Source organism: Pseudomonas sp. GW823-FHT02C02 (assembly GCF_058797635.1).
Genome location: NZ_JBXAJV010000026.1, coordinates 78456 through 92419, shown reverse-complemented (window position 1 = coordinate 92419; position 13964 = coordinate 78456). Strand labels below are relative to the sequence as shown.

Below are 13964 nucleotides of genomic sequence, written 5' to 3'. Positions count from 1 at the left end.
CGAGTGAAATCGAGCAGCTGCTTCCGCATAAGTGGCAGCCGGTTTAATCACGCAAGACGTGTTGCCCGGACGCATACCGCTGGAGATGAGAACCGCTAGGTAAAGCGCCGGTTGTATTAGGGCACACGTCCTTTCCGATACGACGGAGGAGGGCCACCAAGGATGTGTAGGAGTCAATCGCTCGGGCGTCGTTTTGCACGCAATGGAAGGCGGAGCCATGTACCATGCATGGCCGCGCTTATGCCATCTTGATAAAATTCAATATTTTAGAGCGGATTCGGCCATGGCACCCGAGGTGACGCGCTATTCGGGTGTCGCGAACGGTGACGATACATCCACTTTTTGATTCGATCGATGGCTACGATGGTTGCGCTGCTCTCAGAGGACAGCCAGACCTCCCAATACCTTATCCGGAAGCGGTAGCTTAGATCGCTGACTTTAAGCTCGTTGAAATGCCGGGGCAGCTCATCTGTCGCGCACGTTAAGGATAATGGAAGTCTGGAGCTTGATACCGCTCGCAAGCTTGGGCCAATCCCGCTGGCCACGATATTCATGCTGACATCGGGATTAGTGAGCTGAAAAATCACTCTTTTATGATACTAGGACGCAGACAACTGAATGAACACCGAGACCCACCGCCAGCTTGCCAATGACATTTGGAGTATCTGCAACCTACTGCGCGGGCCTTACAAGCGCAACGAGTATCGTAAGGTCATTCTGCCATTAACCGTGTTGCGCCGGTTCGATTGCCTACTGGCCCCTACCAAATCCAAAGCGCTTGAAACCTTTAACCAGTACAAGGGCAAGCCTGAAAACATCATCCGCAGCGTGATGCAGTCGGCCACCGGCTACCCGTTCTACAACCTGTCCAAGCTGGAATTGCGGCGGTCCGAGAAAGGCATCAATTCGTTACTGGACGATCCAAGTAATCTCGCGCCGAACCTTAACAGCTACATCAATGGCTTCTCGACCAATGTGCGGGCGGTCATGGAGCGTTTTGCCTTCGATCAGCAAATCGCCAAAATGGCCGAGAAGAATCTGCTGTTTAAGGTCGTCCAGAAATTTGCCTCCATCGATCTGAGCTTCTCGCACCTCACACCCGATCAGGCTGCGATGCAAATGGGTTATGTGTTTGAAGAGCTGATCCGTATCGGCGCAGAACAGTCGAACGAAGAAGCCGGAGAGCACTTCACTCCGCGTGAGGTGATCAAGCTGATGGTCAACTTGTTGCTGTCACCCGAGCAGGATCTGCGCCGCAGTCACGTCGTTAAAACCATCTACGACCCGGCCTGCGGCACGGGTGGCATGCTGTCGGTGGCCGAGAAGTACATCCGCGACCTCAATAGTCAAGCCAATCCACTGCTCTACGGTCAGGATTGGAACGATGAAGCCTGGGCCGTGTGCCGCTCCGACATGCTCATCAAAGGTGAAGACGCAGACAACATCTCGCTGGGCGACACCTTCACCAAAGATACTCACGCCCGTGACGAGCAGGGCCAGAAACGACGCTTTGACTACATGCTTGCTAACCCACCGTTCGGAGTGGAGTGGAAGCAGCAGCAGCGCTATATCGAGCATGAACGCGACAACTTAGGTTACAACGGCCGCTTCGGTGCAGGCACCCCCCGCATCAATGACGGCGCATTGCTGTTCCTCCAGCACATGATCGACAAGATGCGCACTGCACAGGAAGGCGGCAGTCGCATCGGCATCGTATTCAATGGTTCGCCCCTGTTCACCGGCGATGCGGGTGGCGGTGAATCGGAAATCCGTCGCTGGATCATTGAGAACGACTGGCTCGAAACAATCGTCGCGCTGCCCGAGCAACTGTTCTACAACACCGGCATCAGCACCTACATCTGGGTGCTGACCAACCACAAAGAACCCCACCGTAAAGGTAAGGTACAGCTCATTGATGCCCGCAACCACTGGGTACCCATGGAAAAAAGCCTTGGTAACAAGCGCCGCCGCGTTGGCGACCCTTCCGACAAGGCGAAGGATCCGGATCACATCGGAGACATCACAGGCTTGCACGGCCAGATGGAAAACGACGCCACCCGCTGGGTGCTGTTCGACAAAGATGCCAAGGTGGCCACATTACGTGCCATAGCGCCCACCACTCCCGCACCTGAGGGGCAGACCTGGAAGGAGCTGATTGTCAGCAAGGTTTTCGATAACGACGATTTCGGCTACCACAAAATTACTATCGAGCGTCCCCTGCGCCTGAACTTCCATGCCATACCGGAGCGCATCGACCGTCTGGAAAATGAAGTCACCTTCAAGAGCCTGGCCTCCAGCACGAAGAAGGACGAAGCGGCGCGCCTGATCGACATCGCCGCTGGCGAAGCGCGTCAGCAGCAGATTCGCTACTTGCTGGCCAAGTTTGCCGAGCGGCACCCCGAACAGATCAATGGTCGCAAGGTTTTTCTTGAACAGCTTAAGCCTATCGACCGTGAACTCGGTGTGCGCCTGACTGCGCCAGAGCTCAAAGCCGTGGTCAACGCGTTGGGCGAACGTGACGAGAGCGCCGAGATCTGTCTCAACCGCGACGGTGATGCCGAACCTGATGCCGAACTACGTGATACCGAAAACGTGCCCCTCAAGGAAAGCATCCAGACCTACTTCGAGCGTGAGGTAATCCCGCACCTACCCGATGCCTGGATCGATCACAGCAAGACCAAATTGGGTTACGAGATCCCGCTTAACCGCCACTTCTACCGCTACGAGGCGCCACGCGAACTGACGGTGATCGAGGACGAGATCAAGGCATTGGAAGCGGACATTGTCCGGTTGCTTGGTGAGGTCACAGAATGAACGAAGAACTCTTGCAACTACGTCTAGTAGGTTGGCGATTCCACGAGCACATTGCCGCTGCAGATCCTTCAGCACTTCTCCGCACTGGAACAAACTCTGATCGAGGGCGCCAGCCAACAACACGCTGGAGTTTGCACAGAGAGAAGGTGGCATGAAATACACTGCATATGAAAACTACTCCCCTAGCCAGTCTATTTGGCTCGATGAGCTCCCATCACACTGGGATCAATTGCGAGTGAAGCACGTAATTGATCGCATGGAGTCAGGTGTCAGTGTGAATTCAGAAGCCTCTCCGGCGTCGCTCGACGAGGTTGGCGTCTTGAAGACTAGCTGCGTGTATGGCGATCAGTTCAATGCCGACGAAAACAAGCGCGTGCTGGATGATGAACTTCACCGTGTCGCCTGCCAGGTACGTGCAGACCGGCTAATCATCAGCAGGATGAACACACCAGAATTGGTTGGAAGCTGCGGCTACGTTAGTCAAGACCGCCCCAATCTTTATCTCCCTGATCGGCTCTGGCAGGCCGTGTTTAATTCCGTTCGCGACTGCTCTCCTAGGTTTGCTTGGTACTACCTAACGTCAAGACCCGCGAAGTCTGCGATCTCATCTCTAGCAGCAGGCACCAGCGGAAGTATGCAGAACATCGCGCAAGGCGCGTTCATGGGAATCAGCTTCCCGCTGCCACCTAAGGACGAACAACAAGCTATTGTCCATTTCCTTGATGCCAAGACCTCGCAGATCGACGACCTAATCGCCAAACAGCGCAAAATCATCGCCAAGCTAAAGGAAAAGCGGCAAGCGTTCATCGCCCGTACCGTCACACGTGGCCTGCCGCCCGAAGCCGCCAAGGCAGCGGGGCTGGAGCCGAATCCAGAGATGAAGGACTCGCGGGTGTACTGGTTGGGGCAGATTCCGGCACATTGGGCAGCGAAGGCCGTGCGCCACATTTTCAGAAACTGCAATTCCAAACGGGTTCCGCTATCGAGCGCAGAGCGTGCGGATTTGGAAGAGATTTATCCTTACTATGGCGCGTCGGGCATCATAGACATGGTCGATGATTACCTTTTCGACGGGCCTCGGATTTTGGTTGCTGAAGATGGGGCAAATCTACTGTCACGAAACACGCCACTGGCATTCATAGCGACAGGGAAGTACTGGGTCAACAATCATGCGCATATTCTGAAACCGCTCAACGGCGATATTCGTTACTTGGTTGCGGCATTGGAAACCTTCGATTTTTCGCCGTTGATCACTGGCGCTGCGCAGCCCAAGCTAACCGCCGAGCGACTTGCTGGTATCCGATTGCCGGTTCCGCCAGCTACAGAACAAACAGCTATAGCCGACTATCTTGAGGCCAAGACCGAGAAGCTCGATAGCCTTATTGTATGGGCGGCAGAAGTTGTTGCTCGGCTTATTGAGTACCGTCAAGCCATCGTCACCTCCACCGTGACCGGCAAGATGGACGTGCGGGGGCTGGCATGAGCACTCCGTTCGAGATCGGTAGCTTCGACGAGTACCTGCGAACCATTCACCAGGAATTACCCCGCAGCAACGGCAACAGGCTGTACTTTCGCGGCCAGTGCAAGCGCGCCACGGAAGGGTTCGCATTAGTGCCATCAGTGGCCCGTTACTCAGCGCTGAAGAAGATGCCGCTGGCTGAGCGCGAGCAACTTGAATGCGAGGTGCTTGAGACTTTCAGCAATCATTTACTGACCTACGTGCAGCACCGCCCCAACACTCCTTGGGAAGAGCTGGCGATTGCTCAGCATCACGGCCTGCCGACGCGTTTCATGGACTGGACCACCAACCCGCTGGTGGCACTGTATTTCGCCACCCGTGCGGGCGAGAAGACCGAGCAGGGCACGCCTGCCGACAGCGCTGTTTATGTGCTGATCTCCAACCCTAAACGCTACGCCGATTTGCGGCGCGGACAGGCCTCGCCAATCAAGCCGGTGGGCGATGCCGCCACCGAATTGGCCCAGCCCGCTGCCGACGATGAAGACGCATACGCCGGGTTCGGCCTTGACACGGATGACGAGGCCATCGAAAGGAAAGGCAACGTTCAAAGTGGCGACAGCAGCCAAGCTGACGAGCTTCAGACAGAACTGGGGCCCGCCGAGCTACCCACACCGTTCAAAATCGCCGAAAACATCATCTACGATCCACCCCACGTATCCCCCCGCATCCGCTCGCAAGACGGTGTGTTACTGGCCTGCTGGCAACCGATGCAGCCGTTGGATGAAAGAGACTACTTAGAGATCGTGATCCGCCACGATGCGCAGGATGACATCCGCCGTCGCCTGGAGCAGTACGGCTTGTTTGACAAACAACTCTTTCCCGACCTCGACGGCATCGCCAAATGGCTGAAGTACCGTGTGTTCGAGTGCGGCGGCCAACCTTGAGGAAGCAGAGCCATGCCCAGCCAAACCACTGAACGCGCCTTCGAATTTCACGTCGAAGAAATCCTGTTGCAGCAAGGCGGCTGGCAGAGCGGCACCAATGCTGAGTGGGACAAGGCGCGTGCGCTGTTTCCGGCGCGGGTTCAGGCCTTCATCGAAGCCACCCAGCCAAAATTGTGGGCCGACATGATTGCGCTACACGGCGGGAATCTCCAGCCAATGTTGCTGGATTCGTTGGTCAAGGAGCTGGAGATCAAGGGAAGCCTACATGTGCTGCGCCACGGTTTTAAGTTCTACGGCAAGCTGTTCCGGTTGGCCTATTTCAAGCCTGCACACAGCCTATCGCCCGATGTGCTGGCGCTTTATGCGAAAAACCAGCTCACGGTGACACGGCAAGTACCCTGCCACCCCAGCGGTCACTCTACGACCGATATTGTGCTGGCTGTTAATGGCCTGCCGGTGGCTACCATTGAGCTTAAGAACCCTGGTACGCACCAAAGTTGGCGGCATGCGGTGAAGCAGTATCAGAGCGACCGCGATCCGCGTGCACCGCTGTTCGACTTCAAGAAACGTGCGCTGGTACACTTCGCCGCCGATCCGGATGAAGTGTGGATGACGACCCGGCTGGCGAAGGAAAAAACTTTCTTCTTGCCCTTCAATCGAGGTAGCCATCCGGGACAGATCCAGTGCGGTGCAGGTAATCCACGGCACGACAGCGGCTATCGCACTGGTTACTTCTGGCAGGAAACACTGCAGCGTGACAGTTTTCTCGACATTCTTGGCCATTTCCTGTTTATCGAGAAAGACGAACAGAAGGTAGACGACGGTCGGGGTGGCAAGAAGCTGGTCATCACCGAGAAGATGGTCTTCCCGCGCTACCACCAGTTGGATGCGGTGAGGGCCTTGATCGTGACCTCCCGAAACGAGGGTGCGGGCCACAATTACCTAATCCAGCATTCGGCGGGCAGCGGTAAGACCAACAGCATCTCGTGGTTGTCGCACCGGCTGGCCAGTCTGCACAATACGCAGGACCAAAAGGTATTTGACTGCGTGATCGTCATTACCGATCGCAAGGTGCTCGACAAGCAATTGCAAGACGCGATCTACCAAATCGAGCACGCGCAGGGCGTGGTCAAGGCTATCGACCAGGATGCCAAGCAACTAGCAGAGGCTCTGATCGACGGAACCAAGATTGTCATCACCACGCTACAGAAATTCCCTTTCGTCTTGCGCGGCCTGCTGCATGCGGCAGGTGCCGAAAACCAGGACAAGGCCAGCGACGAGGAAAAGCTCCAAGCCGAAACTTGGCAGGCGGCGATTGCCGCGCGCCGCTACGCGGTGATTGTAGACGAAGCGCATTCTAGCCAGACCGGCGAAACGGCGCGCGAGCTTAAGGGCATTCTTGGGGCCGGCGCGCAGAACGGCAACGGCGAAGAGGAAGTAGATTGGGAAGATCGCCTGAACCAGATCATGGCATCGCGCGGGCAGCAGAAGAACTTGAGCTTCTTCGCCTTCACCGCCACGCCCAAAGGCAAAACGCTGGAGCTGTTCGGTCGAACAGGAGCCAGCGACAAACCAGAAGCCTTCCATACCTATTCAATGCGCCAAGCTATTGAAGAAGGCTTCATCCTCGATGTGCTACGCAACTACACCACGTACAGCACTTGGTTTAAGTTTGTTAAGACGATGGAAGACGACCCCTCCATTCCGAAGAAGAAAGCTGGTAAGGCGCTGGCTAAGTTTAAAGAACTGCACCCGCACAACATCGAGCAGAAGACTGAGGTAATGGTCGAGCATTTTCGAGAGCATGTGCGCCATCAGCTAGGTGGCCGCGGCAAGGCGATGGTGGTGACGGCCAGCCGCATCCAGGCAGTGCGCTACAAGTTGGCTTTCGAGCGCTACATCCAGGAGCAAGACTATACGGACATCCGTTCGCTGGTGGCCTTCAGCGGCACGGTGAAAGATCCGGAAACCGGCGTCGATTACACCGAACCGAGCATGAATCCAGATGCTGTAACCGGAAAGCCCATCCCCGAAAGCCAGTTGCCCGGGCGTTTTGCCTCCAGTGACTACCAAGTTCTGCTAGTAGCCAACAAGTACCAGACGGGCTTCGACCAGCCGTTGCTGTGTGCAATGTACGTGGACAAACGGCTGGACGGCGTGCAGGCGGTGCAAACTCTCTCACGCCTGAACCGTAAGATCCCAGGAAAAGACGAACCCTTTGTGCTCGACTTCGTGAACAAGCCCGAAGATATCTACACTGCATTCAAGCCGTATTTCGATTCGACCAGTCTACAGGAATCCGCCCGGCCGGAGATGTTGCCCGCGATCAAGCACGAACTGGATCAACTGCAGATTTACCACTGGAGCGAGGTGGAGGCCTTCGCCCGCATCTTCTATCGCCAGCTGGATCGACAGAATCCGGCCGATCACGCGCACATGCAGCAGCACCTGCAACCTGCGGTGGACAGGTTCAAGGCTATTGAGGACGACGTGCTGCGCTCCACTTTCCGCGACAAGTTAGGCGGGTACGTGCGAATGTACTCTTTCCTGAGCCAAATTTTGCCGTATGCCGACCCTGACTTAGAGATGCTCTACAGTTACGGGCGCTTCCTCCTACCGCATCTGCCGCTGGACCGTGATAACACGGTAGTCACGATCGGCAACGAAGTTGAATTGCAGTACTACCGGCTACAGCGGGTGTCCAGCGGGCCGATTGAGCTGAAGGTGGGCGAGCCCGAGGGCGTGTTCAGCCCCACCGATGTTGGCACCGGCAACGCCAATGAAGAAAAAGCACCGCTGTCGGAGATCATCCATGTGCTGAATGAGCGCTTCGGCACCACTTTTACTGAAGAGGACCGCCTATTCTTTGACCAGATCAAGGCACGGGCCACCAGCAACAGCCAGGTGATCCAGACCGCCATGGCTAACCCATTGGACAAGTTCCAGTTGGGCGTGCGCAAGGTGATCGAACACCTGATGATCCAGCGCATGATAGAGAACGATAAAATCGTGACCCGGTACATGGATGATGGCGAGTTCCAGCGTACGGCATTTCCGATCTTAGCCAAGGAAATTTTTGATACGGTTCACGCTCAGCAGAAGCTGTCTGACGAGGGCTCCACGTCATGATGTTACTCCTGCTGTCGGTACGCGGGAGGTACACCAACTAGTTTTCGTCATCTTCGCCAAGCTGCGCTAAACTATTGTCGCGCTTTATTTTTTTGTTCTGTCGCCTACTTTCTCCTACGCTTAATTTTCCTAGGCATAGCAAGTCAGCGACAAACTCATAATCCTTTGGTCCACGGTTCAAATCCGTGTGGGCCCACCAAACAAGAAAGCCGCGCAAATGCGCGGCTTTTTTTCTGCGACTAACGTTTGGCCTAAGAGATCAGACCAGCCGAACCACCAAGGCAACAGCAACAATAGTCACGAGCGCCAGCGCGGCACCGAGTCCAAACGGCAGTAGGATTGCTCGGGTCGCGATGGGGGATGGGCTACGCATGTCTTCGGCCAAGGCGGCCACGTCACGGTGTAACTGTTCAATGCTGGCTTGAATCGTAGGAGGTGTGGACATACTGCGTCTTCCTGCAGGGATCACGAGTCACGCCTAATGCGCTAACCCTTGTTAGATAAGGTGGGCTGCTAAGCGGTAAAACTCAAGCACCTCCGATCATTGGTCGCTTCCGTGTGTTAGCGATTTTAAAGCTTGAACCACAATCCGACGGCGGCGACAACGGCGGTCACTAGACCGGCGCCTACTGCGAACGGATACCAAAAAGCCTCCTGCCTAAGCTTGCTTTCTTCCGCCATAAACTTGCGGGTTTCAGCAATGAATCTCCGGATTTCGACTTGAAGCTTATCGAGCTCCAGATTTTTGCGGTCATTTTGTAGCATCAGTCATCCTGTCGGGGCTCGGGTCGCGTCCTGTGCGCTGCTCCGCGGCGGGACATGCGTTTTTTCCTGTCTGCCGTCTAGGTTATATTTTGCGCTGACGTGAGGTTATCGGATGACGTCTGCCAAGGTTGTAGGCAAACTCCGAGAATTGCGTAATGGGTGCGTTTGGGCACTTTGCCGCCTTGTTGGCGTTCTCTTCGACGGGATACTCTCCGGACGTCGCTGCAAATGCAGCGATCGGGTGTGGTAACCCGGTGAACCAGCGCAACAGTGCACTCATCACGAAGATAGGCAGTTTTTTATGCCTGTGATCTCGATATGGCAGCTGTGCGTGGGACGCCTTCGGGCGTGCCGGTTTCCTTGGTTCCCGGTTTACCACCCTGCGTACAGCTGCCACCCTTTCGTGTGGTAACGAAAGTGGCAGCTCCTCGAACCTAGGAGTTATATCGTGAATAAAATAAATCCATCCGCAATTTCAGACCTGAAAACCATCGGTTTCACCCCACTCATCTACTGCTCGGATCAGGCGTTGTTCAACGTCCGCGCCGGTGTCCCCATCGTTGATGCATTGTCACAAGCCTCCGATCTGCTGTTCCTCGCAAAATCATTTGCCGAGGACGCTGCCTACGCAAGAGACACTGACCGCCACGCCTGGGCCGCGCACTATCTGACGGCGATGGGTAAGGCGGTGATTGATGATGTGGTGAAGGTGCTAACGCCGAGACCGGCTCGGACCGCGACGGAATCAGAGGAGTAGCGCGCACTATCCCACTGAAAGACGCCCCGATTATTCGGGGCTTCCAGTCGTGACCGAGCGTGCAATGCGCGCCCGGAAGTTACTCCCTGTGCGAATCGGCACCATCGTTGCCAGCCCCAACGCGCAACCCCGGAATCGCCCGCACCAACCCCATCCGCTCAAGCCCCTCCCTCGTCAAAACACCCTCATACGTATCCGCCGACCGCCCCCATTGCTCCACGATACCCATGCCATCTACCAACGCTTCGCCCAACCCAATAATCGTATCGGCCAACTGCTCAACGATTGTTTGAGTCCGTAACCACAGACGATCCGTAATCTCTTTCAGCTCGGCGGTTACGCGATCAGGCGAAGCCGGATCCGTATCGGGGTAGGTGATGTTGCGCAGCAAGTGCCGTAACTCCCTGATTTTTGCGTAGTCCTGTTCTGCCCCAAGTTCTCCCCTCAGGATGGCGGCCGCTTTCGGCTTATCGACGCGTTTGCCGGGCGAACGCTTTGAAGCCAATGACTGCGCCATGGCGCCCGCAAAGAGAACCATCATTCGGGCTTGCAGATGCTCCTTCATTGCCTCAATCGTCGTAATTGAACGCGCCAAGGTAATGGAAGCGCCCGCTTGATGCCTCAAGTCCATGGTCACTGTCAGGCTCACATCACCCGTTTCAAACCCCAAGACTCGGGCAACGACGTAGTGACCCATTTCGTGATTGGCAATCTGCACTGCGTGATCCCGGACAGCGGGAGGCATGTTCTTTGTCATTTTGATCACCTCGCATCCCTCGATTTCTCATTCGACTATGACTGACAGCTGGTGTCCATCCTGTCTTCCGCGCGGCGTCTGACGTTCTCTGACATCCGCCGTGCCAGCCGTGCTGTAACATGCCAGCCCACTGATTTGTGTTGCTGGAGACGACCCTTGCCTGACACCCGCCCACCCGTTCTTGACGAAATCGACCGCCAATTGATCGCGGCCTTGCAGATCAATGCCCGTGAAAGCGTGGCCAGGCTCGCTCGCCAATTGGGGGTCGCACGGACCACGGTGACTTCACGTCTGGCACGGCTGGAAAAGGCCAAAGTCATCACCGGTTACGGCGTGCGTCTGGGTCAACGTGTGGTGGATGGCGGCTTGCAGGCGTATGTCGGGATCACGGTGCAACCGCGCTCGGGCAAGGAAGTGCTGCGCCGGCTCAGTGCCATGGCCCAGGTGCAGCAGTTGTGTGCGGTGAGTGGCGAGTTTGACTACGTGGCGTGGCTTCGCACGGAATCGCCGGAGCAGCTGGATCAGTTGCTGGATCAGATTGGCAGTGTGGATGGGGTGGAGAAGACGACGACTTCGATCATCTTGAGCAGCAAGATTGATCGGGGGCAGCCGGTTTGATTTGCAGCGTCTTGAGGGCCTCATCGCGAGCAGGCTCGCTCCCACATTGGTCAGTGTGTAGTAGTTTTTCGTCATAGTGACCAAAAAATTATCAAAACGACGACACATTGCGTCTTATTAACGTGTTCTACGCTCTCTAGAATGGCTGCCATCTTTTCCTATACTCAGATGCGCATTCCGCGTCGGGTCGCCAGTAAGGTCAGTCATGAACAAGAACAATCGCCATCCTGCAGACGGTAAAAAACCAGTCACCATTTTCGGCCCGGACTTTCCATTCGGCTTTGACGACTGGATCGAACACCCGGCCGGCCTGGGCAGCATTCCGGCACACAATCATGGTGCCGAAGTGGCGATTGTTGGCGCGGGTATCGCCGGTCTGGTGGCAGCTTATGAGTTGATGAAACTGGGCCTCAAACCCGTCGTCTACGAAGCTTCGAAAATGGGTGGCCGTCTGCGTTCCCAAGCGTTCAACGGGACCGATGGCATCGTCGCCGAACTGGGCGGCATGCGCTTTCCGGTGTCGTCCACGGCGTTTTACCACTATGTCGACAAGCTCGGTCTCGAGACCAAACCCTTTCCCAATCCGCTGACGCCTGCCTCTGGCAGCACCGTGATCGACCTGGAAGGCAAAACCCATTACGCACAGAAACTGGCAGATCTTCCTGCACTATTCCAGGAAGTGGCTGACGCTTGGGCAGATGCACTGGAGGCTGGCTCGCAGTTCGCCGATATCCAGCAAGCGATCCGCGACCGCGATGTGCCACGCCTCAAAGAGCTGTGGAACACCCTGGTTCCGCTGTGGGATGACCGAACCTTCTACGACTTCGTCGCTACCTCCGAAGCCTTCGCCAAGCTCTCATTCCATCACCGCGAAGTGTTCGGCCAAGTCGGTTTCGGTACCGGCGGCTGGGATTCGGACTTCCCGAACTCGATGCTGGAAATCTTCCGCGTCGTGATGACCAACTGCGACGATCACCAACATCTGGTCGTCGGCGGCGTCGAACAAGTGCCGCAAGGCATCTGGCGTCATGTGCCGGAACGTTGCGTGCACTGGCCCGAAGGCACCAGCCTCAAGTCGCTGCACAGAGGCGCGCCACGCTCCGGGGTTAAAAAAATCGCTCACGCCCCGGACGGCCGTTTTGCGGTCACCGATAACAACGGCGACACCCGCGAATACGCGGCGGTACTGACCACCTGCCAGAGCTGGCTGCTGACCACCCAGATCGAATGCGACGAAACCCTGTTCTCGCAAAAGATGTGGATGGCCCTCGACCGCACCCGCTACATGCAATCGTCGAAAACCTTTGTGATGGTCGACCGGCCATTCTGGAAGGACAAAGATCCGGAAACCGGCCGCGACCTGATGAGCATGACCCTCACCGATCGCCTGACCCGCGGCACCTACCTCTTCGACAACGGCGACGACAAGCCGGGGGTGATTTGCCTGTCGTACTCGTGGATGAGCGACGCACTGAAAATGCTCCCGCACCCGGTGGAAAAACGCGTGAAGCTGGCGTTGGACGCATTGAAAAAGATCTACCCGAAAGTCGACATTGCCGCGCGCATCATCGGCGATCCGATCACCGTGTCATGGGAAGCCGACCCGCACTTCCTCGGCGCTTTCAAAGGCGCCCTGCCCGGCCACTACCGCTACAACCAGCGGATGTATGCGCACTTCATGCAGGACGACATGCCGGCCGAGCAACGCGGGATCTTCATCGCGGGCGACGACGTTTCATGGACGCCGGCGTGGGTGGAAGGCGCGGTGCAGACCTCGCTCAACGCGGTCTGGGGCATCATGAAACACTTCGGCGGTGAAACTCACGCCGAGAACCCGGGTCCAGGGGATGTGTTCAACGAGATCGGTCCGATCGCCCTGCCCGAGTAAAAGGAGTTCCAAATGCGCGTAGCCCTTTACCAATGTCCACCGCTGCCCCTGGATGTCGCAGGCAATCTGCAACGCCTGCATCAACTGGCGCTGGAGGCCAAGGGCGCTGACTTGCTGGTGCTGCCGGAGATGTTCCTGACCGGCTACAACATCGGCATCGATGCCGTCAGCGTGCTGGCGGAGGTGCACAACGGTGAATCGGCGCAGCAGATCGCGCGCATTGCCAAGACCGCCGGGATTGCCATTTTGTATGGCTATCCCGAGCGCACCGAGGACGGGCAGATCTACAACGCCGTGCAGTTGATCGACGCCAACGGCGAGCGCCTGTGCAACTACCGCAAGACTCACCTGTTCGGCGACCTCGATCACTCGATGTTCAGCGCCGGGCAGGATGATTTCCCCTTGGTGGAACTCAACGGCTGGAAGCTCGGCTTTTTGATCTGTTACGACCTGGAGTTCCCGGAAAACGCCCGTCGCCTGGCCTTGGCCGGTGCCGAGTTGATCCTGGTGCCGACGGCGAACATGGTTCCCTTTGACTTCGTTGCCGATGTCACCGTCCGCGCCCGCGCCTTCGAAAACCAGTGTTATGTGGCATATGCCAACTATTGCGGGCAGGAAGGCGAGATCAACTATTGCGGCCAGAGCAGCATCGCTGCACCGGATGGCAGCCGCATCGCCCAGGCGGGCCTGGATGAAGCACTGATTGTCGGTGAGCTGGATCGTCAGTTGATGGTCGAATCCCGTGCCGCCAATCGCTACTTGGTCGATCGCCGTCCTGAGCTTTACGGCGACCTTAACAAGCGCTGATCCATCGTAATCCGCTAGCATTAGCG

Annotated in this window: 11 protein-coding genes; 8 read left to right on the top strand and 3 right to left on the bottom strand. The window is 56.6% G+C overall.

Annotation, left to right across the window (positions count from 1 at the left end; genetic code table 11):
- The first annotated feature begins 618 nt into the window (after positions 1-618).
- The 4 genes from AC1ROI_RS31840 to AC1ROI_RS31825 all read left to right on the top strand — a co-directional run bounded on the left by AC1ROI_RS31840 (position 619) and on the right by AC1ROI_RS31825 (position 8346).
- Positions 619-2814, top strand: coding sequence for a type I restriction-modification system subunit M (locus AC1ROI_RS31840; protein WP_102595090.1), 2196 nt, complete (start codon positions 619-621; stop codon positions 2812-2814).
- Positions 2815-2965: 151 nt separating this feature from the next.
- Positions 2966-4297 carry a restriction endonuclease subunit S gene (locus AC1ROI_RS31835; RefSeq protein ID WP_102595091.1) on the top strand — a complete coding sequence of 444 codons (1332 nt, stop codon included), beginning with the start codon at positions 2966-2968 and terminating at the stop codon, positions 4295-4297.
- Complete coding sequence (locus AC1ROI_RS31830; RefSeq protein WP_146012987.1) at positions 4294-5217, top strand: FRG domain-containing protein; 924 nt, start codon at positions 4294-4296, stop codon at positions 5215-5217. Before AC1ROI_RS31835 ends, AC1ROI_RS31830 begins: the two co-directional genes overlap by 4 nt.
- A 12-nt stretch (positions 5218-5229) precedes the next feature.
- Positions 5230-8346, top strand: a complete 3117-nt coding sequence (locus AC1ROI_RS31825; RefSeq protein ID WP_102595092.1) for a type I restriction endonuclease subunit R — start codon at positions 5230-5232, stop codon at positions 8344-8346.
- A gap of 259 nt (positions 8347-8605) precedes the next feature.
- Here AC1ROI_RS31825 and AC1ROI_RS31820 read toward each other — a convergent pair whose 3' ends face one another.
- Together AC1ROI_RS31820 and AC1ROI_RS31815 are read right to left on the bottom strand one after the other, a co-directional pair.
- Complete coding sequence (locus AC1ROI_RS31820; RefSeq protein ID WP_077747304.1) at positions 8606-8791, bottom strand: hypothetical protein; 186 nt, start codon at positions 8789-8791, stop codon at positions 8606-8608.
- Positions 8792-8916: 125 nt separating this feature from the next.
- Positions 8917-9111, bottom strand: a complete 195-nt coding sequence (locus AC1ROI_RS31815) for a hypothetical protein (protein WP_010467148.1) — start codon at positions 9109-9111, stop codon at positions 8917-8919.
- A 448-nt stretch (positions 9112-9559) separates the two neighbouring features.
- On the opposite strand from AC1ROI_RS31815, the gene AC1ROI_RS31810 reads away from it, so the two are divergent.
- Positions 9560-9868, top strand: coding sequence for a DUF3077 domain-containing protein (locus tag AC1ROI_RS31810; protein WP_010467147.1), 309 nt, complete (start codon positions 9560-9562; stop codon positions 9866-9868).
- A gap of 79 nt (positions 9869-9947) precedes the next feature.
- On the opposite strand, the gene AC1ROI_RS31805 is transcribed toward AC1ROI_RS31810, so the two are convergent.
- Complete coding sequence (locus AC1ROI_RS31805; protein ID WP_102595093.1) at positions 9948-10625, bottom strand: peptidase M41; 678 nt, start codon at positions 10623-10625, stop codon at positions 9948-9950.
- Between the two features lie 156 nt (positions 10626-10781).
- Here AC1ROI_RS31805 and AC1ROI_RS31800 point away from each other — a divergent pair, with 156 nt between their 5' ends.
- The 3 genes from AC1ROI_RS31800 to AC1ROI_RS31790 all read left to right on the top strand — a co-directional run bounded on the left by AC1ROI_RS31800 (position 10782) and on the right by AC1ROI_RS31790 (position 13938).
- Positions 10782-11243 carry an Lrp/AsnC family transcriptional regulator gene (locus tag AC1ROI_RS31800; protein WP_102595094.1) on the top strand — a complete coding sequence of 154 codons (462 nt, stop codon included), beginning with the start codon at positions 10782-10784 and terminating at the stop codon, positions 11241-11243.
- Positions 11244-11448: 205 nt separating this feature from the next.
- Positions 11449-13131 (top strand): flavin monoamine oxidase family protein, encoded by a 1683-nt coding sequence (locus AC1ROI_RS31795; protein ID WP_010467144.1) that lies wholly within the window; start codon positions 11449-11451, stop codon positions 13129-13131.
- A 12-nt stretch (positions 13132-13143) separates the two neighbouring features.
- On the top strand, positions 13144-13938 hold the full coding sequence (locus AC1ROI_RS31790) for a carbon-nitrogen hydrolase family protein (RefSeq protein WP_010467143.1): 795 nt from the start codon (positions 13144-13146) through the stop codon (positions 13936-13938).
- The last annotated feature ends 26 nt before the right edge of the window (positions 13939-13964 follow it).

Coding starts and splice junctions, on each gene's coding strand:
- AC1ROI_RS31805 (WP_102595093.1), bottom strand. CDS start 10,625: ATGACAAAGAACATGCCTCCCGCTGTCCGGGATCACGCAGTGCAGATT.
- AC1ROI_RS31830 (WP_146012987.1), top strand. CDS start 4,294: ATGAGCACTCCGTTCGAGATCGGTAGCTTCGACGAGTACCTGCGAACC.
- AC1ROI_RS31820 (WP_077747304.1), bottom strand. CDS start 8,791: ATGTCCACACCTCCTACGATTCAAGCCAGCATTGAACAGTTACACCGT.
- AC1ROI_RS31825 (WP_102595092.1), top strand. CDS start 5,230: ATGCCCAGCCAAACCACTGAACGCGCCTTCGAATTTCACGTCGAAGAA.
- AC1ROI_RS31815 (WP_010467148.1), bottom strand. CDS start 9,111: ATGCTACAAAATGACCGCAAAAATCTGGAGCTCGATAAGCTTCAAGTC.
- AC1ROI_RS31835 (WP_102595091.1), top strand. CDS start 2,966: ATGAAATACACTGCATATGAAAACTACTCCCCTAGCCAGTCTATTTGG.
- AC1ROI_RS31790 (WP_010467143.1), top strand. CDS start 13,144: ATGCGCGTAGCCCTTTACCAATGTCCACCGCTGCCCCTGGATGTCGCA.
- AC1ROI_RS31840 (WP_102595090.1), top strand. CDS start 619: ATGAACACCGAGACCCACCGCCAGCTTGCCAATGACATTTGGAGTATC.
- AC1ROI_RS31795 (WP_010467144.1), top strand. CDS start 11,449: ATGAACAAGAACAATCGCCATCCTGCAGACGGTAAAAAACCAGTCACC.